The organism is Limnohabitans simekii (SeqCode) (assembly GCF_965234735.1).
Lineage (GTDB): Bacteria > Pseudomonadota > Gammaproteobacteria > Burkholderiales > Burkholderiaceae_C > Limnohabitans > Limnohabitans simekii.
In genome coordinates, this window is the sequence record NZ_OZ248541.1 from 23,451 (window position 1) to 45,857 (window position 22,407).

At 58.2% G+C, this 22,407-nt stretch carries 26 protein-coding genes; 14 read left to right on the forward strand and 12 right to left on the reverse strand.

The annotated features are described in order from the left end of the window. Positions 1–33: 33 nt before the first annotated feature. Positions 34–810, forward strand: a complete 777-nt coding sequence (locus AC8GFP_RS04310; RefSeq protein WP_506610614.1) for a type III pantothenate kinase — start codon at positions 34–36, stop codon at positions 808–810. On the opposite strand, the gene AC8GFP_RS04315 is transcribed toward AC8GFP_RS04310, so the two are convergent. Continuing rightward, positions 792–2,828 carry a molybdopterin-containing oxidoreductase family protein gene (locus AC8GFP_RS04315; RefSeq protein ID WP_506610616.1) on the reverse strand — a complete coding sequence of 679 codons (2,037 nt, stop codon included), beginning with the start codon at positions 2,826–2,828 and terminating at the stop codon, positions 792–794. The two genes, AC8GFP_RS04310 and AC8GFP_RS04315, sit on opposite strands and share 19 nt — an antisense overlap. A gap of 132 nt (positions 2,829–2,960) precedes the next feature. On the opposite strand from AC8GFP_RS04315, the gene AC8GFP_RS04320 reads away from it, so the two are divergent. Continuing rightward, the gene (locus AC8GFP_RS04320; protein WP_506610618.1) at positions 2,961–4,151 is read left to right on the forward strand and encodes a M20 aminoacylase family protein; all 1,191 of its coding nucleotides are present in this window, start codon (positions 2,961–2,963) and stop codon (positions 4,149–4,151) included. Positions 4,152–4,193: 42 nt separating this feature from the next. Here AC8GFP_RS04320 and AC8GFP_RS04325 read toward each other — a convergent pair whose 3' ends face one another. Together AC8GFP_RS04325 and AC8GFP_RS04330 are read right to left on the reverse strand one after the other, a co-directional pair. Beyond that, a complete protein-coding gene (locus tag AC8GFP_RS04325) occupies positions 4,194–4,859 on the reverse strand; it encodes a TetR/AcrR family transcriptional regulator (RefSeq protein ID WP_506610620.1) in 666 nt (221 codons plus the stop codon). Between the two features lie 11 nt (positions 4,860–4,870). Then, complete coding sequence (locus AC8GFP_RS04330) at positions 4,871–5,281, reverse strand: phasin family protein (protein WP_506610621.1); 411 nt, start codon at positions 5,279–5,281, stop codon at positions 4,871–4,873. Between the two features lie 88 nt (positions 5,282–5,369). Here AC8GFP_RS04330 and rfaH point away from each other — a divergent pair, with 88 nt between their 5' ends. From rfaH to rfbC, 7 genes are all read left to right on the forward strand, one after another. Further along, positions 5,370–5,855: a transcription/translation regulatory transformer protein RfaH gene (gene rfaH / locus AC8GFP_RS04335; protein WP_506610623.1), complete on the forward strand. Its 486-nt coding sequence runs from the start codon at positions 5,370–5,372 to the stop codon at positions 5,853–5,855. A 5-nt stretch (positions 5,856–5,860) separates the two neighbouring features. Then, positions 5,861–6,625 (forward strand): polyprenyl diphosphate synthase, encoded by a 765-nt coding sequence (gene uppS / locus AC8GFP_RS04340; protein ID WP_506610625.1) that lies wholly within the window; start codon positions 5,861–5,863, stop codon positions 6,623–6,625. Positions 6,626–6,714: 89 nt separating this feature from the next. Next, positions 6,715–7,572 (forward strand): hypothetical protein, encoded by an 858-nt coding sequence (locus tag AC8GFP_RS04345; protein ID WP_506610627.1) that lies wholly within the window; start codon positions 6,715–6,717, stop codon positions 7,570–7,572. Next, a complete protein-coding gene (gene rfbB / locus AC8GFP_RS04350; RefSeq protein WP_506610629.1) occupies positions 7,569–8,630 on the forward strand; it encodes a dTDP-glucose 4,6-dehydratase in 1,062 nt (353 codons plus the stop codon). The genes AC8GFP_RS04345 and rfbB overlap by 4 nt, the downstream gene beginning before the upstream one ends. After that, on the forward strand, positions 8,620–9,498 hold the full coding sequence (rfbD, locus tag AC8GFP_RS04355; RefSeq protein WP_506610631.1) for a dTDP-4-dehydrorhamnose reductase: 879 nt from the start codon (positions 8,620–8,622) through the stop codon (positions 9,496–9,498). The genes rfbB and rfbD overlap by 11 nt, the downstream gene beginning before the upstream one ends. A gap of 40 nt (positions 9,499–9,538) precedes the next feature. Then, on the forward strand, positions 9,539–10,414 hold the full coding sequence (gene rfbA, locus AC8GFP_RS04360; protein WP_506610633.1) for a glucose-1-phosphate thymidylyltransferase RfbA: 876 nt from the start codon (positions 9,539–9,541) through the stop codon (positions 10,412–10,414). Between the two features lies 1 nt (position 10,415). Further along, on the forward strand, positions 10,416–10,967 hold the full coding sequence (gene rfbC / locus AC8GFP_RS04365; protein ID WP_506610635.1) for a dTDP-4-dehydrorhamnose 3,5-epimerase: 552 nt from the start codon (positions 10,416–10,418) through the stop codon (positions 10,965–10,967). Position 10,968: 1 nt separating this feature from the next. Here rfbC and AC8GFP_RS04370 read toward each other — a convergent pair whose 3' ends face one another. After that, positions 10,969–11,352: an H-NS histone family protein gene (locus tag AC8GFP_RS04370; protein WP_506610637.1), complete on the reverse strand. Its 384-nt coding sequence runs from the start codon at positions 11,350–11,352 to the stop codon at positions 10,969–10,971. Positions 11,353–11,557: 205 nt separating this feature from the next. On the opposite strand from AC8GFP_RS04370, the gene argB reads away from it, so the two are divergent. Together argB and slmA are read left to right on the forward strand one after the other, a co-directional pair. Further along, positions 11,558–12,454 (forward strand): acetylglutamate kinase, encoded by an 897-nt coding sequence (gene argB / locus AC8GFP_RS04375; protein ID WP_506610639.1) that lies wholly within the window; start codon positions 11,558–11,560, stop codon positions 12,452–12,454. A gap of 16 nt (positions 12,455–12,470) precedes the next feature. Then, positions 12,471–13,091, forward strand: a complete 621-nt coding sequence (gene slmA / locus AC8GFP_RS04380) for a nucleoid occlusion factor SlmA (RefSeq protein WP_506610641.1) — start codon at positions 12,471–12,473, stop codon at positions 13,089–13,091. Here slmA and AC8GFP_RS04385 read toward each other — a convergent pair. The 4 genes from AC8GFP_RS04385 to AC8GFP_RS04400 are packed head-to-tail and all read right to left on the reverse strand — an operon-like array spanning position 13,084 to position 17,547. Beyond that, on the reverse strand, positions 13,084–14,610 hold the full coding sequence (locus AC8GFP_RS04385; RefSeq protein WP_506610643.1) for a UxaA family hydrolase: 1,527 nt from the start codon (positions 14,608–14,610) through the stop codon (positions 13,084–13,086). The two genes, slmA and AC8GFP_RS04385, sit on opposite strands and share 8 nt — an antisense overlap. Positions 14,611–14,629: 19 nt before the next feature. Further along, a complete protein-coding gene (locus AC8GFP_RS04390) occupies positions 14,630–16,027 on the reverse strand; it encodes a TRAP transporter large permease (protein ID WP_506610645.1) in 1,398 nt (465 codons plus the stop codon). 3 nt (positions 16,028–16,030) lie between these two features. Continuing rightward, entirely contained in the window at positions 16,031–16,570 is a 540-nt protein-coding gene (locus AC8GFP_RS04395; RefSeq protein ID WP_506610647.1) for a TRAP transporter small permease, read from the reverse strand. Continuing rightward, on the reverse strand, positions 16,567–17,547 hold the full coding sequence (locus tag AC8GFP_RS04400) for a sialic acid TRAP transporter substrate-binding protein SiaP (protein ID WP_506610649.1): 981 nt from the start codon (positions 17,545–17,547) through the stop codon (positions 16,567–16,569). The genes AC8GFP_RS04395 and AC8GFP_RS04400 overlap by 4 nt, the downstream gene beginning before the upstream one ends. Before the next feature lie 145 nt (positions 17,548–17,692). On the opposite strand from AC8GFP_RS04400, the gene AC8GFP_RS04405 reads away from it, so the two are divergent. Continuing rightward, positions 17,693–18,562 carry a fumarylacetoacetate hydrolase family protein gene (locus AC8GFP_RS04405; RefSeq protein ID WP_506610651.1) on the forward strand — a complete coding sequence of 290 codons (870 nt, stop codon included), beginning with the start codon at positions 17,693–17,695 and terminating at the stop codon, positions 18,560–18,562. A 2-nt stretch (positions 18,563–18,564) separates the two neighbouring features. Here AC8GFP_RS04405 and ttcA read toward each other — a convergent pair whose 3' ends face one another. The 4 genes from ttcA to AC8GFP_RS04425 are packed head-to-tail and all read right to left on the reverse strand — an operon-like array spanning position 18,565 to position 21,021. Further along, entirely contained in the window at positions 18,565–19,434 is an 870-nt protein-coding gene (gene ttcA / locus AC8GFP_RS04410; protein WP_506610653.1) for a tRNA 2-thiocytidine(32) synthetase TtcA, read from the reverse strand. Positions 19,435–19,437: 3 nt separating this feature from the next. Next, positions 19,438–19,806, reverse strand: coding sequence for a dihydroneopterin aldolase (locus AC8GFP_RS04415; RefSeq protein WP_506610655.1), 369 nt, complete (start codon positions 19,804–19,806; stop codon positions 19,438–19,440). A 4-nt stretch (positions 19,807–19,810) separates the two neighbouring features. Next, a complete protein-coding gene (locus AC8GFP_RS04420; protein ID WP_506610657.1) occupies positions 19,811–20,224 on the reverse strand; it encodes a dihydroneopterin aldolase in 414 nt (137 codons plus the stop codon). Continuing rightward, positions 20,221–21,021, reverse strand: coding sequence for an SDR family oxidoreductase (locus AC8GFP_RS04425; protein WP_506610659.1), 801 nt, complete (start codon positions 21,019–21,021; stop codon positions 20,221–20,223). Before AC8GFP_RS04425 ends, AC8GFP_RS04420 begins: the two co-directional genes overlap by 4 nt. Positions 21,022–21,038: 17 nt before the next feature. Between AC8GFP_RS04425 and AC8GFP_RS04430 the strand changes: the two genes are divergently transcribed. Beyond that, positions 21,039–22,145, forward strand: coding sequence for a class I SAM-dependent methyltransferase (locus AC8GFP_RS04430; protein WP_506610661.1), 1,107 nt, complete (start codon positions 21,039–21,041; stop codon positions 22,143–22,145). A 2-nt stretch (positions 22,146–22,147) separates the two neighbouring features. After that, the gene (locus AC8GFP_RS04435) at positions 22,148–22,342 is read left to right on the forward strand and encodes a DUF2905 domain-containing protein (RefSeq protein ID WP_506610663.1); all 195 of its coding nucleotides are present in this window, start codon (positions 22,148–22,150) and stop codon (positions 22,340–22,342) included. Positions 22,343–22,407 lie beyond the last annotated feature (65 nt).

Consider the following 22,407-nt stretch of genomic DNA (forward strand, 5'->3'; position numbering starts at 1 on the left):
TCATCCCGCCCACCTTGGCAGCCCATTCACCCCATGACATTCATCGCCCTTGATGTTGGCAACACCCGCTTGAAGTGGGCTTTGTTCGACAGCCACCAACCCGATGCGCAACTGCTGTCGCACGGCGCGGTGTTCTTGGAGCACATCGACCGACTCGCCGATGAAGATTGGAAAGACCTGCCAGCCCCCTCTGAAACACTGGGCTGTATTGTGGCCAGTGATGCGTTGCGTCGGCGGGTGGGCGAGCAAATGGAGCACTGGGATTTGTCACCGCGTTGGGTCGTGCCCAATGCCGCCGAAGCGGGTTTGGTGAATGGCTATGACCACCCGACACGCTTGGGTGCCGACCGCTGGGTGGCCATGATCGGCGCCCTGGCTCGCATGAAAGAACAAACCCAAGGCCAAGCGCCGCGCCCCATGGTGGTGGTGATGGTGGGCACAGCGGTGACGGTGGAGGCCATTGACGCGCAAGGACATTTTTTGGGCGGCTTCATCTTGCCGGGCCACGGCATCATGTTGCGGGCCTTGGAGTCTGGCACCGCTGGCTTGCGTGTGCCCACCGGCGAGGTGCGTGAATTTCCAACCAACACCAGTGATGCGCTCACCAGTGGCGGTACCTATGCGATTGCAGGTGCTGTTGAACGCATGGTGCAGCATGTTCGCCAACACACCCACAACGAACCGCTGTGCTACATGACCGGTGGCGCAGGCTGGAAGATGGCCCCCAACATGTCGGTGAAATTCGAATTGGTGGAAAGCCTGATTTTTGATGGCCTGCGGCAAATCGCCAGTCAGCGTTTGGCCACCTGAACCGCGCAGTCGTAGAACACCGGTGCGCGGCCCATGTCGGTGAGTTTTTGCGAGGTGAGTTCGTTCACATTGGTGCCATTGGCACCCAGCTTGCGCCACCAAATCCCCAAACCCACCACCATGCCCACACGCGCACGTGTGCTGACGTGGGCTTTGCATTCATAGCTGCCTCGGTCGTTGAACACCCGCACCATGTCGCCGTCTTGCAGTTGCCGCAGGGATGCGTCATTCGGGTGAATTTCAAGCAGCGGTTCGCCCTCCATGTCGCGCAGACTTTTCACATTCACAAACGACGAGTTCAAGAAGTTGCGGGCGGGCGGCGAGATCATGGCCAGCGGGTAGGTGTCTTGCGCGGTGGGTGCTTCGTAATTGGGAATGAAGTCGGGCAAACCGTCTGCGCCCAGTGCCACCAAACTGCTGCTGACGAATTCACACTTGCTCGAGGCGGTGGCAAAACCGCCTTGCGCAAACGGGGCGTCGTTCATGGGCCAATGTGCAAAACCATCTTGCAGCAATTTCTCCCACGTGACGGGCGCAGCGCTTTGCAGGTTGCGCGGGTGTTGCAGCGCCAAGCGGCACAGGCTTTCATCGTTTTCTTGCAGCAAGGGGTTGTGCAGGCCCATGCGCAAGGCGAGTTCTCGAAAGATCTGCGTGTTGGTTTTGGCCTCACCCAGCGGTGCGATGGCTGGGCGGTTCAACAGCACATCGGTGTGGCCATAGCTGTTGTGGATGTCCCAGTGTTCAAGTTGTGTGGTGGCGGGCAACACAAAGTCGGCATGGTCGGCGGTGTCGGTCATGAAATGCTCGAGCACCACGGTGAACAAATCCTCACGTGCAAAGCCCTTCACCACCTTGGCCGATTCGGGGGCCACCGCCACCGGGTTGCTGTTGTAAACCACCATGGCTTCAATCAAGTTGGGCGTGTTCAAGGCGTCGCCGATCGTGCTCATGTTCACCAATGGCGCAAGCGGGTTGGTGTGCAGATCCGGGCGTTGCAAGGCCACGCCGTTGTGCAGCGCATGGCCTGAAGCACTCAGCACCACGCCACCAGCACGGTGCCGCCAAGCGCCAATGAGCGCGGGTAAACAGGCCACGGCTCGCACCGCATTGCCACCACCCCGCGAGCGTTGCACGCCGTAGTTCAAACGGATGGCCGCGGGCTTGATGTGCGCATAGTCGTGCGCCAGTTGGCGAATGGCTTGCACGTCCAAACCACACACCTCGGCCGCGCGTTCGGGCGGCCATTGCAAAGCCCGTTCACGCAAGGCTTCAAAGCCCACGGTGTGCTGCGCGATGTAGTCGTGGTCCAGCCAGTCGTGGGTGATGAGTTCGTGCATCAGCGCCAACGCCAACGCGGCATCGGTGCCGGGCTTGAGCGCCAGGTGCAGATCGCATTTGTCGGCGGTTTCGCTGCGGCGCGGGTCGATGCACACCAGCTTGGCGCCGTTGCGTTTGGCCTCTTGCGCAAGTCGCCAAAAATGCACGCTGCTGGTGATGGCATTGCTGCCCCAAATGAGGATGAGTTTGCTCTCGGCAAAAAACTGCACCTTCATGCCCAGCTTGCTGCCAAAGGTGTGGGTCAGCGCCTCGGCACCGGCGCTGGCACAGATGGTGCGGTCGAGTTGCGCGGCGCCCAGCAGATTGAAGAAACGCATGGCGATGGACTCGCCTTGCACCATGCCCATGGTGCCCGCGTAGCTGTAGGGCAGGATGCGTTCTGGGTTGCGATCGGCGATGCCCTTGAGCTTGGCGGCGATGTCTGACAGCGCTTCGTCCCAACTCACCCGTTCAAACTGACCACTGCCTTTGGGGCCGCTGCGCTTCAAGGGGTGCAACACCCGCTCGGGGTGGTAAGTGCGCTCGGTGTAGCGCGACACCTTGGTGCACAACACACCATCGGTGAGCGGGTGGGCCGGGTTGCCTTGCACCTTGATGGCCACGCCGTCTTGCACGGTGGTCAAAAGGGAACAGGTGTCGGGGCAGTCGTGCGGGCAGGCGCCCAGGATGGTGGTGGTCATGGCTGCATTGTGCTGTTTCTTGGCCCGGTTGACCATGGCGGAAGTACCCGCCTGAGGGAGAAAATCAACACAAACTGCGGCCCTTTGCCCTTCAGGTAGACTGATTCTTCAAACCACAAACAGGTGAGACTCATGAAACTCCTCGACACCATGGTCCTCGAAGCCGCCAGCCTGGTGGCGGTGCGCCGCGACATCCACGCCCATCCCGAACTCTGCTTTGAAGAGCAGCGCACCTCGGATCTGGTGGCCGCCAAATTGACCGAGTGGGGCATCGAGGTGCACCGCGGTTTGGGCACCACTGGCGTGGTGGGCATCATCAAAAACGGCACCAGTTCACGCAGCATCGGTTTGCGTGCCGACATGGACGCGCTGCCGGTGCACGAGGCCAACACCTTCGCCCATGCCAGCCAACACGTGGGCAAGATGCACGCTTGCGGCCACGACGGTCACACCACCATGTTGCTGGCGGCTGCGCAGCACTTGGCCAAGCACCGCAACTTTGACGGCACCGTGGTGCTGATTTTTCAACCGGCGGAAGAGGGCGGCGGCGGTGCCCGCGAAATGATCAAGGACGGCTTGTTCGAGAAATTCCCGGTGGATGCGGTGTTTGGTTTGCACAACTGGCCGGGCATGGCGGTGGGCAAGCTCGCGGTCAGTGCTGGCCCGGTCATGGCCTCCAGCAACGAATTCAAAATCACCATCCAAGGCAAAGGCTGCCACGCCGCCTTGCCGCACAACGGCATTGACCCGGTGCCTATCGCTTGCGAGATGGTGCAGGCCTTTCAAACCATTGTGTCGCGCAACGTCAAGCCCGTGGACGCAGCCGTCATTTCAGTCACCATGATCCACGCGGGTGAAGCCACCAATGTGGTGCCCAACAGCTGCGAGTTGCAAGGCACGGTGCGGACCTTCACCGTCGACATCCTCGACATGATCGAGCGGCGCATGCGGACCGTGGCCGAGCACGTGAGTGCCGCGCACGAAGCCAGCTGCACCTTCGAGTTTGTGCGCAACTACCCGCCCACCATCAACCACCCCCAGGAAGCCGATTTCACCCGCGAGGTGTTGGCCGACATCGTCGGTGCCGAGAACGTGCTGGCGCAAGAACCCACCATGGGCGCGGAAGACTTTTCCTACATGCTGCTGGCCAAACCCGGGGCGTATTTCTTCATTGCCAACGGCGAAGGCGCACACCGCGAAATGGGCCATGGCGGGGGCCCTTGCACCTTGCACAACCCCAGCTACGACTTCAACGACGACCTGATTCCGCTGGGCGGCACGGTTTGGGTGCGCATGGTGGAACGCTTCTTGGCCAAGGCCTGAGCCTCCTCATACAACCTCCTTCAGCGGGCACGCTGCCTGCGTTCAAGCGGGCAGGGCGTCGGCATACACCTGCATCAAGGCCAGCAATTGCGCTTTCGGGGTGTTGGACAAATACGGCAGCATCAAACTGAGCACCTGCTGCGCCCCGTGCAACACGCCATGTTGGGCACTGGCGTCTTCCATGGCGTGGCGCGGGTTGCGCACATATTCATAGCTCAGCCACCAGGTGAGCATCACCACCATGTGGGTGGCGCAGTGTGTGCGCTCCGTGGCGGTTTGTTGCAACAGTTTGGCTGATTGCAGCTGCCCCAGCAACTGCCCCAAAGCTTGTTCTTTCAGCGCCAGGATGTCTTTCATCTGCCCTTCCACATGCCGGTTCTTGCTCAGCAAATCGTTCAGGTCGCGGTAAACAAAGCGGTAGCGCCACACCAGCTCGAACAGGCTGTGCATGAAAAACCAACTGTGCTCGAGGTCGCGCACGTCAGCCGCAGCGGGCAAGAGCCCGCGCATCTCGGCTTGGTAACTGTCGAACAAGGCGTTCACCAACAACTCTTTGCTGGCGTAGTGGTAGAACAAATTGCCGGGACTGATGCCCATGTCTGAGGCAATCAGCGTGGTGGCAACATTCGGTTCGCCAAAGCGATTGAAGAGTTGCAGCGCCGCCGTCTGAATCCGCTCGGCGGTGCGACGGGGCGCTTTTTTCACCATGTGTTTGATGCTTATTTGCGTTTGGCTGGGGTGGTTTGCTCAGCCAGCTGTGCTTCCAAAGCCGCCACCCGCGCCTCCAATGCGGCCAGGTCTTGGGCGCTGGGCAAGCCCATGCTTTGCAAGGCTTTGGCCACGCGCTCTTCAAAAATGCCTTCCAATTTATCCATTTGGCCGCTGGCGCGTTGCCCCATGTCGCTGGCCATGGCGGTCATTTTGTGCGCGGCTTCGGTCACTTTGGCCTGCGCTTGCTGGGTGGCTTCTTGCAATTTGGAACCGTCTTTCACCAGGGTTTCGAACACCTTGGTGCCCTCTTGCTGGGCCTTGGCGAATGCGCCCATGCCAGCCAGCCAAATTTGCTGGGCCGAGTCCTTCATGTGTTCACTCATCTTGAGCGGGTCAAAATCGGGTTTGTTGCTGGCCATGGCGTGCTTTCAAGGTGTCTGGGATCTGTCAATTTAACCGCTTTACAATCACTTCTCAAATAAATTAATTACTCATCTATTCCAACGCATGCTTTGGTACGCCGTTCACTCCAAACCCAAACAAGAGCACCGCGCCCTTGAAAACCTGCAGCAGCAGGGCTTCGAAGCGTGGTTGCCTATGTTGACGGTGGAAAAACTGCGTCGTGGCCGCTTGGCCGAAGTGGTGGAACCCATGTTCAGCCGCTACTTGTTCATCCGCTTAGACACCGAACACAGCAATTGGGCCCCCATCCGTTCTACCTTGGGCGTCAGCCGTTTGGTGAGTTTTGGCAACCGACCCGCGCCCATGGCCGATGAATTGATTCAAGCTCTGCGTGGTTTGCCCGAGCGGGCCCCCGAGCGTTTGCTCAAAGTCGGTCAAGAAGTGGTGTTCATCGACGGCCCCTTGAAGGGCTTGCAAGGCATTTACCAACAAACCGACGGTGAAGCACGGGCCATGGTGTTGGTGGAACTGATGAGCAAACAGCACAGCATCACCGCCGATGTGCGGCACCTGCACCCTGTCACAATTTAGGCCACATGAGTCAACCCCTCCAACACATCGCCATCATCATGGACGGCAACGGTCGCTGGGCCAAAAAGCGCTTGTTGCCGCGCACCGTGGGCCATGTGCGTGGGGCCGCCAATGTGCGACAAATCGTCAAGGCGGCCAGCGAGCAAGGCGTGAAATACCTCACGCTGTTTGCCTTCAGTTCGGAAAACTGGCGGCGTCCGGCCGAGGAAGTCTCGGCGCTCATGGGTTTGTTTTTGCAATACCTCGAGAGCGAAGTCGCCGAGATGAAAGCTGCGGGCATTCGTTTGCGCGTGATTGGCGACCGCAGTGCGTTTGCGCCTTTGCTGCAGTCGCGCATCGACCAAGCCGAGCAAGACACAGCGCTCAACGACCGGTTGTACCTGACCATCGCCGCCAACTACGGTGGCCAGTGGGACATCTTGAATGCAGCACGCGCTTGGCAAATGGCGCACCCCGAGAAAACGCTGCAAGACATGGACGATCAAGCCTTGGCCGCGCACCTGAGCACCGCTGGTTTGCCCGACCCCGAATTGCTCATCCGCACCGGCGGCGAGTCACGCATCAGCAATTTTTTGCTTTGGCAAACCGCTTACACCGAGTTGTATTTCACCGACTTGCATTGGCCCGATTTCAATGCCGCTGCCTTGCAACAAGCCATTGCTTCCTACGGCAAACGGGTGCGTCGCTTTGGCCAAACCGATGAGCAGGTGCTCAGCCACAACACCACAGATAACAACCCTGTCGCTCAGCCCACTTTCAAGATCAGCTAATATTCGTCCGTTCAACGTAGACATTACTTTCAAACGTTTCCTGCTCACTTTGACAGGCGTTTTCCAAATACCTTCCTAGCTTTTTAATGATGAAAAACGACACCCGCACACCCCATCCTCGCAAAGAGAATGCGCCTGCCCGCGCTGGCCGCTGCATCGCATTGATCGACAGCAATTACATGGCTTGGTTGGTTCGCCAGTCCCCTGAAGCCAATGCCGAACCCGAAAATTACAACCGCGCCGCCTTGCTGCCCACCTTGGCCCATGCCTTGAAGCAAGCCGGTTTGAATGTCGATGTGCAACGCGTTTATTGGTACACCGACACACCAGACAACCAATTCCCGCAAGACCAAATCGTGCGCCACTTGGACGTGACCAGTGGCGAGCCCAGCGATGTGGTGTTGCAAGCCCTGTCCTCGGACATCAGCCGCTTGGCCGAACGCCATGCCTGCGAGCACCTGCTGGTGGCCAGCGACGACGACCGATTGACCAACGTGATTGATGAAGCCCAGTTGCACGGTTTGAATGTGTATTTGCTGGCCGATGAATCCGCCCGGCACATGGACCAGTTGGTGAATGAAGACCCGGCTTGGTGCCGTTTGCTTGGCCAAGCCGACCGCCGTGTGCTGTTGTTGCCGCAAGCCGCACGTGAAGTCAACACCCCACCGCGTGCCCCTTCCGCACCCGCGCAAGACCCCGAGGTGGTGCGAGTGAAATTGCAAGAAGTGGTTGACGCTTGGTGGGACGACGAGCCCGAAGACCTGCGCGAAGACCTGCGCGACGAGTTGCGTGGCAGCCAAGGCTTGCCGCAAGAAGTGGACCGCCACATGCTGCTGCGTGTGCGCCGCGCCCTAGATCGGCCCTTGAGTTTCCCCGAGAAAAAAATGCTGCGCGAAATGGTGCGTGGCCGCGTTTTGGGCGTGTCTGAGGAAGGCATGCCTGTATGACCATCCTGGTGACGGGCGGCGCTGGCTTCATTGGCAGCAACTTCGTTCACCACTGGTTGGCCTCGGCCAACGAAGCCGTGGTCAATTTGGACAAGCTCACCTATGCGGGCAACTTGGCCAATTTAGCCAGCCTGCAAAACAATCCGCACCATGTGTTTGTGCAAGGCGATATTGGCGACACCACGCTCTTGCCTCAACTGCTGGGCCAGCACCAACCCCGCGCGGTAGTGCATTTCGCCGCCGAGTCGCACGTGGACCGCTCCATCCACGGCCCCATGGATTTCATCCAAACCAATGTGGTGGGCACGTTTCATTTGCTGGAATCTGTTCGCGCCTATTGGGCCGCGCTGGCCGCTGAACAACAAACCGCGTTTCGCTTTTTGCATGTCAGCACCGACGAGGTGTATGGCAGCTTGGCCCCCGACGCCCCGGCCTTTGCCGAAACCCATGCCTACGAGCCCAACAGCCCTTACAGCGCTTCCAAAGCCGCCTCCGACCACTTGGTGCGGGCCTGGCACCACACCTATGACCTGCCCGTCCTCACTACCAATTGCAGCAACAACTATGGCCCCTACCACTTCCCCGAAAAACTCATCCCGCTGGTGATCCACAACGCCTTGGCGGGCAAGCCCTTGCCGATTTATGGCGACGGCATGCAGGTGCGCGATTGGCTCTATGTGCAAGACCATTGCAGCGCCATTCAGCGGGTGTTGCAAGCCGGTCGCTTGGGCGAAACCTACAACGTCGGTGGTTGGAATGAAAAGCCCAACATCGAGGTGGTGCGCACCTTGTGCAGCTTGCTCGACGAGTTACAACCACGCGCCGACGGTCAAAGCTATGCCACGCAAATCACTTATGTGAAAGACCGCGCAGGGCATGACCGCCGCTATGCGATTGACGCGCGAAAGATTGAGCAAGAACTCGGCTGGCGCCCGCAAGAAACCTTTGAAACCGGTTTGCGCAAAACCGTGGTTTGGTATTTGGCCAACGCCGATTGGGTGGCCAACGTCACCAGCGGCCAGTACCGCCAATGGGTCGGCAAACAGTATGGCGCTTGACGGCGTTTTGTTGTTCGGCGCTGCCGGACAACTTGGCCATGAACTCGCCTCTCGCTTGCCTGTTTTGGGGCCCGTCACCGCGCTCACCCGACAAGACATCGACCTGAGCAACGCAGACGCACTTCGCAGCCTGCTGCAAGCCCAGCGGCCCGCCGTGATCGTCAATGCCGCCGCTTATACAGCTGTGGACAAAGCCGAGCAAGAACCAGCGCTGGCGCAGGCCATCAATGTCACGGCACCATCCGTGATGGCTGAAGAGGCTGCCCGCAGCAGCGCCGTGTTGGTGCATTACTCGACCGACTATGTGTTCAACGGCCAGGCCACGCGGCCCTACCTTGAAACTGACCCAACCGATCCGCAGTCGGTCTATGGCCGAACCAAACGCGATGGCGAGCAGGCGGTGATCCAAAGCGGAGCCCGGTATGTGCTGTTGCGCAGCTCTTGGGTGGTCGGGGCGCACGGCCAGAATTTTTTGAAAACCATGCTGCGTCTGGCGCAAGAACGCGACAGCCTGCGGGTGGTGGCCGACCAGGTCGGCGTGCCCACCTCGGCCGCCTGGATGGCCGAGACCACGGTCTTGGCCTTGCAACAAGGCTTGAACGGCCTGTTTCACCTGACGCCTGCCGGTCAAACCAACTGGCATGCCTATGCCCAATACGTGTTGCAGCAAGCCCAAAGCTTGGGCTGGCGCTTGAAAGCGAGCCCCGAGCAAGTGCAGGCCATCACCACCGCCGACTATCCGCTGCCCGCGCCGCGCCCAGCCTATTCCATGCTGGAGAGCAGCCTGTTGGCCAAGGCTTTGAATCTCGAGCTGCCGCCCTGGCAGGCGGGCGTGGACAGCGTTCTGCGGGCATTGCGGACAGATTGATAATCTCCAAATTCATTCAAGCGCCCTCTGGCGACAGCACATGACAACACCTCGAAAAGGCATTTTGTTGGCCGGTGGCTCAGGCACCCGGCTCTACCCCCTCACCTTGGCGGTCAGCAAGCAGCTGATGCCCATTTACGACAAGCCGCTGGTCTATTACCCGCTCACCACCTTGATGTTGAGCGGCATCCGCGACGTGCTGATCATTTCCACGCCGCAAGACACGCCGCGTTTTGCCGATTTGTTGGGCGACGGCTCGCAATGGGGCATGTCGATCCGCTATGCGGTGCAACCCTCACCCGATGGCCTGGCCCAAGCCTTCATCATTGGCCGCGACTTTGTGAACAACCATCCCAGCGCCTTGGTGCTGGGGGACAATATTTTTTACGGCCACGACCTGGTCAAACAACTCGAAGCCTCCAATGCCCGCCAAGACGGTGCAACGGTGTTCGCCTACCACGTGACCGACCCCGAGCGCTATGGCGTGGTCACCTTCGATGCCCAGCGCAAAGCGGTTCATATTGAAGAAAAACCGAAAAAACCGCAGTCCAATTACGCGGTCACCGGTCTTTATTTTTATGACAAGCAAGTCTGCGATATTGCCGCCGATATTCAACCCTCCGCCCGGGGTGAATTGGAAATCACCGATGTCAATAAACGTTATTTAGAACAAGGCCAATTGAATGTGGAAACCATGGGCCGTGGGTATGCCTGGCTCGATGCCGGTACCCACGATGGTTTGATGGAAGCCGCCACCTTCATTGCCACGCTGCAAAAACGCCAGGGGTTGATGGTGGCCTGCCCGGAAGAAATTGCCTATTCACAAGGCTGGATCGACGGCGAAGCCTTGCTGCGCTTGGCTTCCCCGCTGCAAAAGACCCATTACGGCCAATATCTCATGAAATTGCTGGATTAACATGCCCTATACCGTTGAGAAAACTGATTTAAATGAGGTGTTATTGCTGGCGCCCAAGGTATTTGCCGATTCACGTGGATTTTTCTTTGAAAGTTTCAATCAAAGAGATTTTGAACAATCCACTGGTTTAAATATCAAATTTGTACAAGATAACCACAGTTTGTCCGCCCATGGCGTGCTGCGCGGCCTGCATTTTCAAAAGCAATTTCCGCAAGGCAAATTGATTCGGGTGGTGCGTGGTGAGATATTCGATGTGGCGGTGGATATTCGCCCGCAATCGCCCCAATATGGGCAGTGGACCGCCACCCGCTTAGACAGCGTCAAGCACCACCAGCTCTGGATTCCGGGCGGTTTTGCCCATGGTTTTTTGGTACTGAGTGAACAGGCCGAGGTGATTTACAAAACCACCGATTATTGGGTGGCCAGCGATGAAGACGCGATTATGTGGAATGACCCCGATTTGGGGATTGAATGGCCCTTGGATTTGATTCAAGGGCCGCCGCAGCTGTCGGGTAAAGACGCTGCGGCGCGGGCTTTCAAGCCCCAAGCTTGAATTAAGCCGTTGCTTTGATCTCAGCGCTGGCCAAATTGCCAGCGGTTTGCAAGGCTTGCACCCACAGCGGTGTGCGGCCACGCCCGGTCCAGGTTTGATTCGCATCAGCCGGATTGCGGTATTTGGGCGCGACTTTTTTACCAGCGGTGGCCCGCTTGGCTTTGGCGGGTTTGCTGCCTGCAGCCTTGCTGGTCTTGGCTTTGCCCTTGACGCCCATGGCGGCGCTGATTTGCGCGGCGCTCAAGCCGGCTTTTTCAGCCAATTGAACGATTTGCGCCAAGGTTTTATCGTGGTTGCGCGACATCAAACGCTGTTCTTCTTTTTCCAACTTGAGTTTGGCAGCGCGGATTTTTTCTAATTGGGCAGTTGCGGTTAAACGAGACATATTATTTCTCCAGGTGGTTAATATTCAACTCTTATTATCTCTGATATTTAAATAATTGAAATGGCCTATTTAGAAGCATGTCCATTGATTGCCAAATTGAATATCTTTCAACTTCTATCGCCATCCCCCGCATAAACCCATACCGCAAAGCCTTGCACTCGGCATGGCATGGGGCACAATGCAAGCACACATTCACTTCACGTCCATGAACACCCCAGTTGCTCCCACCATTGCCAACAGCGACAAGGCCGAGATCCTGGCGCAGGCGCTGCCCTACATCCGCAAATTCCACGGCAAAACCTTGGTCATCAAATACGGCGGCAACGCCATGACCGACCCGGCCTTGCAAGCCGATTTCGCCGAAGACGTGGTGCTGCTGAAACTGGTGGGCATGAACCCGGTGGTGGTGCACGGCGGCGGCCCGCAAATTGAAAACGCCTTGCAGCGTTTGGGCAAGAAAGGCGAGTTCATCCAAGGCATGCGCGTGACCGACGCCGAAACCATGGAAGTCGTCGAGTGGGTGCTGGCCGGTGAGGTGCAGCAAGACATCGTTGGTTTGATCAACCAAGCCGGTGGCAAGGCCGTGGGCCTGACAGGGCGAGACGGCGGCATGATCCGCGCCACCAAACTCAAGATGCTGGACAACCAAGACCCCAGCATCGAGCACGATGTCGGCCAGGTCGGCGACATCCAAAGCATCGATCCCAGTGTGGTGAAAGCCTTGCAAGACGACGCCTTCATCCCGGTCATCAGCCCCATCGGTTTTGGCGAGAACAACGAGAGCTACAACATCAACGCCGATGTGGTGGCGGCCAAACTGGCCACTGTGCTGAAAGCCGAAAAGTTGGTGCTGCTGACCAACACCGCGGGCGTGCTCGACAAAGCAGGCACATTGCTCACCAACCTGAGCGCTCGCCAAATTGACGGCTTGTTCGCCGACGGCACCATCAGCGGCGGCATGCTGCCCAAAATCAGCGGCGCCTTGGATGCCGCCAAAAGCGGCGTCAACTCGGTGCACATCATCGATGGCCGGGTGCCCCACGCGCTGCTTTTAGAAATCCTGACCGACCAAGCCTTTGGCACCATGATCCGTTCGCACTGACCCAGGAGACGCTCCCATGGCCGACGACACCACTACGCCCGCCGCTGAAACCACGGTGCGCAAGCGCCCCAAACCGGGCGAGCGCCGGATTCAAATCTTGCAGGCTTTGGCGGCCATGCTCGAGTTGCCTGGTGCCGAGCGGGTGACCACAGCGGCCTTGGCAGCGCGCTTGCAGGTGAGCGAAGCCGCGCTGTACCGGCATTTCGCCAGCAAGGCGCAGATGTTCGAAGGCCTGATCGAGTTCATCGAAACCAGCGTCTTCAGCTTGCTCAACCAAATCACCGATGGACCGCATCCGCCGCTGGACAAGGCGCGGCGCATGATCACCGTGCTCTTGCAATTCGCCGAGCGCAACCCCGGCATGGCGCGGGTCATGGTGGGCGACGCCTTGGTGTTTGAAAACGACCGCTTGCACCAGCGCATGAATTTGTTTTTCGACAAGGTGGAGGCCAGCTTGCGCCAGGTGTTGCGCGACGCTGCAGCGTCGCGGTCTTCGGCCACGCCCACCGTGGACGCCCAAGTGCAGGCCTCGTTGTGGGTGTCCTTCGTGGTGGGGCGCTTGCAGCGCTTTGCCCGCTCGGGCTACAAGCGTTCACCCCTGGAGCATTTGGACGCCAGCTTGGCCTTGCTCACATGACCGCGCCAACCTGCCAAGGCACAAACTCGTTCTGTCCATAGCCATACAGCTCGCTCTTGCTGGACGCGCCTGAAGCGCAAGACACGATGCGCTGAAAAATCTCCTCGCCCTTGGCTTGCACTGTGCTGCCACCATCCACCACGTCGCCGCAGTTGATGTCGATGTCAGCGCTTTGGCGCTGCCACAAGGCGCTGTTGGTGGCGAGCTTGAGGGACGGTGAGGGTGCACAACCATAGGCCGAGCCGCGACCCGTGGTGAAGCAAATGATGTTGGCCCCGCCCGCCACCTGCCCCGTGGCGCTGACCGGGTCGTAGCCCGGCGTGTCCATGTAGACCAAGCCATGCGCCGTGACTTTCTCGGCGTACTCATACACCGCTTGCAAATTGCTGGTGCCCGCTTTGGCCACCGCGCCCAAGGATTTTTCCAAGATGGTGGTGAGGCCACCGGCCTTGTTGCCGGGCGAGGGGTTGTTGTTCATCTCGCCGCCGTTGATGGCGGTGTAGTGCTCCCACCAGCGGATGCGCTCGATGAGTTTTTCGCCCACCTCGCGGCGCACCGCACGGCGCGTGAGCAAATGCTCGGCGCCGTAAATCTCGGGGGTTTCGCTCAAGATGGCCGTGCCGCCATGCGCCACCAGCAAATCCACCGCCGCGCCCAGCGCTGGGTTGGCGCTGATGCCCGAGTAGCCATCCGAGCCGCCGCATTGCAAGCCGACGATGATGTGCTCCAAACTGCAAGGCACACGCTGGGCTTGGTTCACGCTGGGCAGCATGGCTTTGATCAGGTCAATGCCTTTGGTCACGGTCATCACCGTGCCGCCGCTGTCTTGGATGTTGAAGGTTTGCAAACTGCTGCCTTGTTGCAAGCCGCTTTGCGACAACCAGACATTGATTTGGTTGGACTCGCAACCCAAACCCACCACCAGCGCTGCGGCCAAATTCGGGTGCGTGGCATAGCCGGTGAGGGTGCGCGTCAGCAGTTGCATCCCCAAGCCACTGCCGTCCATGCCGCAGCCGGTGCCGTGGGTGAGGGCGATGACGCCGTCCACCTGCGGATAGTCGGCCAAGGCGGCGGGGTTGGTCAGCCGTGAAAAATGATCGGCGATGGCACGTGACACCGTGGCTGAGCAATTGACGCTGGACAAAATGCCGATGAAGTTGCGGGTGGCCACGCGGCCATCGGGGCGCACATAGCCCATGAAGGTACCGTGCTGTGCCGGTGCATCGGGTTTGATATCGGCACCAAACGCGTAGTCGCGCTCGAAGCTGCCTTTGTCGGGCCCCATGTTCAGGTTGTGGGTGTGCACATGCTCGCCGGGGGCGATGGCTTGCGACGCAAAGCCGATGATTTGGTTGTAGCGGCGCACCGGTTCGCCTGCTGCAATGTTTCGCATGGCCAGCTTGTGACCGGGTGGCACCAAGCCGCGCACCGCCACATCCTCCACGATGGAACCGGAGATCAGTTGTTGGCGGGCGATGACGACATCATCGGCGGCGTGAAGGCGAATAGACAAACTCATGTTGAACCAGCGCAGTAAGTTAGGGAGACAAAAGCCGCGGCAACCACAAAGAAATGCTGGGCACGTAGGTGATGAGCATCAAGCTGCCCAGCAAGGGCACCAACCACGGCAGGATGGCCATGGTCGTGCGCTCCACACTCAGGTTGGCGACACGTGCCAACACAAACAACACCATGCCCATGGGTGGGTGCAACAAACCAATCATCAGGTTCAACACCATCACCAATCCAAAGTGCACCAGATCGATACCGAGTTGTTGGCAAATCGGAATCAGGATCGGGACCAAGATGGTGATGGCGGCGGTGGGTTCCAGAAAGCAACCAACAAACAGCATGAGCAGATTGGCCAGCAGCAAAAACTGCCAAGGCTCATCCGTCACGCTCAACACCCACGTGCTGATGGCGGCGGTCACGCCGGTGGAGGTGAGCAGCCAACCAAAGATGCTGGCGGCCGCGACGATGAACAAGACGGTGGCTGTGGTTTCCACCGTGTCCAAACAAATTTTCAAAAACAATTTGAAGTTCAGGGTGCGGTACCAAACGAAACCCAAGATCAAGGCCCAGACACACGCAGCAATCGCGCCCTCGGTGGGGGTGAACACACCGGTGCTCATGCCGCCAATCAGCAGCACGGGCGTCATGATGGGCAGCAGCGCTTGGAACTTGAACAATTTGTCGGCGGCAAACAGCAACAGCAATCCAACGACCACGGTGACTTGCGGATTCGTGCCCACTGCTGTGACCAGCCACCAAATGCACACGGGCCAGGCCAGCACCACGCAGGTTTCAAGCAAGGCTTTCAAGAAGGTGGGCCAGTGCAGTTGAATGTCGCCACCCCAGCCGTTTTTGTGGGCGAAATAGGCCACGGTCAGCATGATCAGCAAGGCCATCACCACGCCAGGAAAGATGCCTGCTAAAAACAAGGCACCGACCGACACATTGGCCATCATGCCGTAGATGACGAAGGGCAAACTGGGCGGAATGATGGGGCCAAGCGTGGCTGAAGCGGCGGTGACACCCACCGCAAACTCGGGGTCATAGCCATGGTCGGTCATGGCCTTGACTTCCACCGTTCCCAAGCCTGCAGCATCCGCGATGGCGGTGCCGCTCATACCGGCAAACACCACCGAACCCATCACGTTCACATGGCCCAGCCCGCCTTTGAGCCAACCGACCAAGGCCAGGGCGTAGCTGTAAATCCGGTGCGTGATGCCCGAGGTGTTCATCAGGTTGCCAGCCAAAATGAAAAAAGGCACAGCCAACAACGGGAAACTGTCGATGCCGGACACCATGCGGTGGATCACCACAAACGGCGGTGAACTCGGGACCCACCACAGGTACAGCAGGGCAGCAGCAGCCATGGCCATGGCCACGGGCAAGCCGCCACTGAGCAACACCAAAAAAATGATTTTCAACATGGCTTACATGTTCTCCGGGCGTTCCAACACGCTGTGGCCTTGGCGCCAATGGCGTCTCAACACACCCACCGAGCGCAGCGTCATCAGCACAAAGGCCAGCAAGACCACGCCATACACCAGGTTCATCGGCAGATCAACCACGGTCATTTGGTAGCTACCCATTTTTTGCATCAGCATCCAGGTGAGGATGCTGGCGCTGGCCAAAAAACCAATGCGCAACACATCGGTGAACAAGGACAAGGCGCGTGACACAGCGGGGGACATGAAACGGTAGAAAAAATCCACTTGGATGTGGTTGTTTTTGGCCACGCCAATGACCGCCCCGGTGAACACCGTGCCGATCAACAAATAGCGAGCCACTTCTTCGGTCCAAGCGGCCGAGTCGTTGAACACATAGCGGGTGATGAATTGGTAGAAGACAGTCAGGCCCAGCGCAAAAAACAACAGCAATGCCAGCCATGCCTCGGGCAAGGTGTCGGACAAATCAACTTGGGCATCGTTGTCGCCAAAGGAGGCGGCCAATTGGTCCAGCTCTTGGCTCATTTCACCGCCTGAATCCGGTCGTAATCCGTGCGCGTGAAGCCCAGGCTTTCCACGGGTTTGTTTTTCAATACCGAGGTTTGAAAACTTTTCCGGTCGACCTCAACCACCTTCAAGCCTTTTTTCTTGAAGATGTCGATCAACTCTGCTTCACGCTTTTTGATTTTGACGGTGATGCGTGCCGAGGCTTCTTGCATCACCTCGGTGAACATTTTTTGTTCGGCGGGGCTCAAGGTGTTCCAGACATGCGGGCCGACCATGGTGATCAGGCCTTCAACCACATGCGAGGTCAGCATGATGGTTTTTTGCACTTCAAAAAACTTCTTGGCTTCGATGGCGGTGAGTGGGTTTTCCTGGGCGTCCACTGTGCCGTTTTGCAGCGCCAAATACACCTCGGCAAACGCAATGGGCGTGGGGTTGGCACCGCAGGCTTGCCAGGTGGTGATGTAGGCCGGTGCATCCGGCACACGGATTTTCAAGCCCTTGATGTCGGCGCAGGTGTTGAAGACTTTTTGTCCGGTGGTTTGACGCGCACCGTAGTAGGCGTAAGCGGTGACTTGGATGCCGGTTTTGCGGCGGAACTCTTGGGTCATTTCTTGGAACAGCGCACTCTTTGAAAAGGCCAGCAAATGGTCGCTGTCGCGGAAGATGAACGGGTAGTACGCAATGCCAAAGCGCGGATAGGTGCGAGCCGCAAAAGAGGCGCCGCTCATGATGATGTCCACCGTGCCCAATGTCAGGCCTTGGTTCAGGTCGGTTTCTTTGCCCAAGCTGGAAGCAGGAAACACCTGGATGTCAAATTTCCCGTTGCTGCGCTTTTTGATTTCTGCGGCGGCCCACACCGACTCGGTGTGAAACGGCTCACTGGTTTCATACACATGCGCCCATTTGAGTTTTTGCGCGGCCATGGCACTGAGCGCAGCCCAACACAACAAGCCCAGCGCCAGCGCCCGCACAGGTCTGAATAAAAGATGCTGCATGCAAAAGCTTTCTGAAACAAAAGAAGAGGGTATTTTCTGTGCACCTTAACGCCGCCTCAGACCGCCTCTCATCGGCATAAACCCGTAGCCGGGTGCGTCAAGCACAAGCCCTATCATCCATGCCACCTCAAAGACAGGAGCACCCATGAAACTTGTTCGTTTTGGCCCAGCGGGCCGCGAAAAACCCGGAATGATCGATGTCAACGGCCAATTGCGCGACTTGAGCGCCATCATCCCCGACATTGGCGCCGCCCAGCTTGACGACAAAACCTTGGCCAAACTTGCCAAGCTGAAAACGGACACCCTGCCCAAGGTGCGCGGCAACCCGCGCATGGGCTGCCCCATCAGCCATGTGGGCAAGTTCATTGCTATTGGGTTGAACTACGCCGACCACGCCGCCGAATCCAACTTGCCCGTGCCCGCCGAACCGGTGGTGTTCATGAAGGCCAACAGCTGCGTGCAAGGGCCCAACGACACGGTGATGCTGCCCAAGGGTTCGGAGAAAAGCGATTGGGAAGTGGAGCTGGGTGTGGTGATCGGCAGCAAGACCAGCTATGTGTCACAAGCCCAAGCCTTGAACCATGTGGCCGGTTATTGCGTGGTCAATGATGTGTCCGAACGTGCCTTTCAGCTCGAGCGCGGCATGACTTGGGACAAGGGCAAGGGTTGCGACACCTTTGGCCCCATCGGTCCGTGGTTGGTCACGCGCGACGAGGTGCCCAACCCACAGCGCTTGGGCCTTTGGCTGTATGTGAACGGGGTGCGCATGCAAACCGGCAACACCAAAACCATGGTGTTCAACGTGGCCAAGCTGGTGAGTTATGTCAGCCAATTCATGACGCTGATGCCTGGCGACGTGATCACCACCGGCACCCCACCGGGTGTGGGCATGGGCCGCAAAAACAAAAACGGCAAACCCGCGCCTGTGTTTTTAAAACCCGGGGACGTGATGCACTTGGGCATCGACGGCTTGGGCGAACAAACCCAACACGTGGTGGCCTACAAAAAACACTGAGCCTAGATGGTGATGGTTTGAATGCCCGCCAAGCTGGGCATGGCAAAACTGTCCTTGTCAAATGCCGTGTCGCCATCGGGGTCGGGCACCCCGGTGGACGCCAAGCCCTTGAAGTCAAACAGCGTGTCGTCCAGCAAATGCGAAGGGGCCACGTGCTGCAGTGAATTGAACATGATGTCCAAGCGGCCTGGGTGTTTCTTCTCCCACTCGCGCAGCATGTCGCCCACTTGCTGGCGCTGCAAACCATCTTGGTTGCCGCACAAGGTGCAAGGGATGATGGGGAATTCGCGGTGCACCGCCCAGCGTTGCAAGTCTTTCTCGGCCACAAACGCCAAGGGCCGGATGACGATGTGGTGACCGGCGTCACTCACCAATTTGGGCGGAATGCTTTTGAGCTTGCCCGCGAAAAACATGTTCAAAAAGAAGGTTTGCAAGATGTCGTCGCGGTGGTGACCCAGCGCGATTTTGGTGGCGCCAATTTCATCGGCCACGCGGTACAAAATGCCTCGGCGCAAACGGCTGCACAGGCTGCACATGGTTTTGCCTTCAGGGATTTTGCTTTTCACAATCGAGTAGGTGTCTTGCGTTTCAATCCGATAGGGCACGCCGAGTTGACTCAGGTAGTCGGGCAGCACATGGGCCGGAAAGCCAGGTTGTTTTTGGTCCAGGTTCACCGCGATCAGATCGAAGTGAATCGGGGCACGGGCTTTGAGCTTGAGCAAGATGTCAAGCATGCCGTAGCTGTCTTTGCCACCCGACATGCAGACCATCACCTTGTCGCCCTCTTCAATCATGTTGAATTGCACGATGGCTTGGCCGACTTGTCTGCACAAGCGTTTTTCGAGTTTTTGGGTTTCGCGTTCAATTGACATAGGTCACCATTGTCCAGATTCCATGTGGATCGCGACTTCGCAATCTTCGAAGATTTCAAGCTTGGCAATTTTCACCCGAACACCCAACACACCCGGCAATTGCAGCAAGCGGTGGCTGAGTTTGCCGATCATGGTTTCAAGCAGGTTGATGTGCACGGCCGTGCATTCTTCAATGATGATTTTGCGCACCTGACGGTAGTCGAGCACCTGCTGAATGTCATCGTCTCGGGGCAGCAAGGCCTGCGGACCCAGGTTCAGCTCGGCATCCACTTGAATCGGCTGAGGCTTGGTTTTCTCCGATTGCAAAATGCCCAAGCTTGCATCAAAACGCAGACCGGTGAGCGACAAAGTTTGTGATTGGCAGTGGTTCATGGGTTCACCAAGGTTTGAAACCCACACGCTCGGTGCCCACCGAGGCGCAGTCTGTGTAGACATCAGGTTTGCGGGTCTGTACACGCGCGGCCACGATGCTGGTGTGGCGCATCAAGTCGGCCAACAAGGTGTCGCACAAGGTTTCTTGCAGTTCATGGTGCACCTCGCCCGTGGTTTGCAACACCAGCTCGCGCAAAAAATCGTAATTCAGCGTTTGCGAAATATCGTCTTGGGCGGCGGGTGCATCGGCCAAACGCACACACAGGTCGATGTCAAACCACATGCGTTGTGCGCTTTGTTTCTCGAAGTCGTGCACACCAATGTGCACCATGCATTCAAACTGGCGCAGGCTGAGCAAGCGGCATTGCGTGGCGATCCGCGCATCCACAACAGAAAAAGCAAGCAGTCCAGGGTTCATGGCGATGGCGGGGTGATGGTGAACATGACGTCTCGGGACAGTGGCACCAGATGTTGGCCGTTGTCCACTTGAATCGTGGTGCCGGTCAGTGCCTGGTTTTCAGCGATGAACACAGCGGTGCGGGCAATGTCGGTGGTGTCGATAGGGCGCTGCAGCAAATTGATACGGGCCGCTTGATCAAAATTGTCTTGGGTTTGTGGGCCGCTCAAAAAACTCAAGCCTGGTGACAAACCACACACCCGAACCTGCGGCGCGAGGGCTTGTGCCTGCAGTGCCACGCTGCGCTCGAGCGCGAGTTTGCTCACTGTGTAGGAAAAGTAATCGGGGTTTAAGTTGTGCACTTTTTGGTCCAGCACATGGATCACACAGGCCTGGGTGTTGGCAGCGGCTTGCAAGCGCTTGGCCAAACCATTGGCCAGCATCAAGGGGAGCACCGTGTTGGTGTGGAAGTGCGCTTGCATGTGCGCGGGGGTGCTGGTTCGTGCGCTGTCTTCTTCAAAAACAGAAGCGTTGTTGACAATGCACTGCGGCAAGCCCAGGGCTTGCCCTTGGCAGGTGTTGAGCAACTGCTCGTGTGCATCTGTCAAATTCAAATCAAGTTGCACCAAGAGACACTGAACGCCCAGCGCTTGCACCATCTGCTGGGTCTGCAATGCTTCGGCCTTGGAACTGTTGTAGTGGCAGATGATGTGCCAACCTGCTTTGGCAAAGGCCAAGCAGAATGCGCGGCCCAGTCGCTTGGCGCCGCCGGTGACCAGCACCACAGGGGAAGAAGGGAATGAATCCGCAACAGACATGAACGACAATCCACGCGATGAATGAACAGGCAAAGAGTGTACCGACTGCCCCAACGGCAACGGGCCGTTTGATCCAGGCCAGCTTGGACAAGCAAGGCGGTTGGATGCCCTTTGATCGCTTCATGGCGCTGGCCCTATACGCCCCAGGCTTGGGCTATTACAGCGCGGGCCAGCAGCAAATTGGCCGCATGCCCAGTGGCGGCAGTGATTTCGTCACCGCCCCCGAAATCTCTGCCTACTTCGGCCAAGCGCTGGCCAACAGCATTCGAGAAGCTTTGCAGCACAGCCACACCGACACGGTCTACGAGTTCGGTGCAGGCAATGGCAGCTTGGCTTTGCAACTCTTGAACGCCTTGGGCGACGATGTGCAGCACTACACCATCATCGATGTGTCTGGCAGTTTGCGCCAGCGTCAAGCCCAAACCTTGCATGCCCATGCCCACAAGGTGACTTGGCTGGAGGCCTTGCCCGAACAGCTGCATGGCGTGGTGGTGGGCAACGAGGTGTTGGACGCGATGCCGGTGCGTTTGCTGCACCGCTTGAACGGTGTGTGGCTCGAGCGCGGCGTGGTTTGGCGTGAGGACACGCAAGCGTTTGATTGGCAAGACCGAGCCACCACGGACACGCCGCCGGTTGAGATTGAAGGTGCCCAAGACTACCTGTGCGAAGTCCACGCGCAAGCCGAGGCTTTTGTGCGCAGCCTGGCCGAGCGCTTGACTCAGGGTGCGATGTTCTTGATCGACTATGGTTTTCCTGCGCACGAGTACTACCACCCGCAACGCCACATGGGCACCTTGATGTGCCATCAAGGCCACTTGAGTGACACCGACCCGTTAAGCCAAGTGGGTTTCAAAGACATCACCACGCATGTGAATTTCACGGGCGTGGCATTGGCCGCGCAAGAGATGGGTTTGCAGGTGTTGGGCTACACCAGCCAAGCACACTTTTTGCTCAACAGTGGCTTGTTGCCACTGCTTGAAAACGCCAGCGTGCCCGAGCGCAGCATGGCGCAAAAACTGATCCAAGACCATGAGATGGGCGAGTTGTTCAAGGTGATCGCTTTCGGCACCGACGAGTGGACGCCCATGGGCTTTGTGCAAGCCGATCGAACCCACAGGCTCTAGACATGATTCGCTGGCTGATCGTGGTGTTCGTGGTCTTGCTGCTGATTCAAGGCATCACGCCGTGGCTAAGCAAAATAGGCTTGGGCCGTTTGCCCGGTGACCTGCGCTTTCGAATGTTTGGCCGTGAATTTTTCATTCCATTCACCACCACCATCATCCTCAGCATGGTCTGCGCAGGTATTGCACACTTTATTTGAACAACTGCTTTAGTCCCCTTCGGCGCAGGGACATGGTCGAGGGTTAATATGTCAACTGACCTGAA